Origin of the sequence: Tenacibaculum sp. MEBiC06402 (genome assembly GCF_049239625.1) — a bacterium.
Taxonomy (GTDB): Bacteria; Bacteroidota; Bacteroidia; order Flavobacteriales; family Flavobacteriaceae; genus Polaribacter.
In genome coordinates this window covers 1-802 of sequence record NZ_JBMKKT010000002.1, presented here as the reverse complement: position 1 = coordinate 802, position 802 = coordinate 1, and the positions used below count along the sequence as shown (strand labels likewise).

The following is an 802-nucleotide window of genomic DNA, read 5'->3' as shown; positions in this document are numbered from 1 at the left end:
CGTCCGAATCCACTCGGTAATTACTAACGCTAGTTTTTAAACAAAATACGTAACTTTAATCCCGTAACAACAGTTATACAAATACGTTGTAGCTAATTATCCTAATGAAAAAAATCATAATTTTACTATTATTCTATTCTTTCAATTCAATAGCTCAAAATAATCGGAGTCAAATTGTTTTGGATGAAAACATTGCCTTTTCGAAGAGAATTGACAGCTTAATAATTGCTTCTGAGAGTATACAGTATAATGGAACTGAAATCATAAGAAGTATCTCAGAGGGTCCAATTAGCTTAACGGAAAAAATCACATATGATGATGGAAGCTCTGAAAAGGAATCAACAGTAGGATCTGGTGGCTTTTCTAGATATGTTTATCGTGCAAAAGAAACAAATGAGCTTATAAAAGTGCAGCATAACTCAACGGTACACTATGAAAAAGATTCTTTATCAGCAAACTCCGAAAGATTAGAAATAAGTGTTTATTATAAATCTCAAAAACCTTTTCTGACAAAGATAATTGAAAATCATTATACAAGTTCAAGAGTAATTTCTTCAAACAGATATTATTTAAATTTACCCAAAGATATAAATGACTTTTACGACACTTATTACTCTAATAGTAAATTAAAAGACATTATTTTTAATGTATTAGAACTTCTTAAAGAAATACAAACCGAAAATAAATAAAACTAGCTACAACAACGTGTATAATTAATTGCGGCTGAATTTCCTCAACGGAAATTCAATCTTATTAATTATCTTTCCACATCAACGGAAAACGACTCGCGTCCTTTCCCGCA

Annotated in this window: 1 protein-coding gene; it reads left to right on the top strand. The window is 30.2% G+C overall.

The genetic code is table 11. The annotated features are described in order from the left end of the window. Positions 1 to 104: 104 nt before the first annotated feature. On the top strand, positions 105 to 689 hold the full coding sequence (locus ACOSP6_RS00010) for a hypothetical protein (protein ID WP_422092425.1): 585 nt from the start codon (positions 105 to 107) through the stop codon (positions 687 to 689). The last annotated feature ends 113 nt before the right edge of the window (positions 690 to 802 follow it).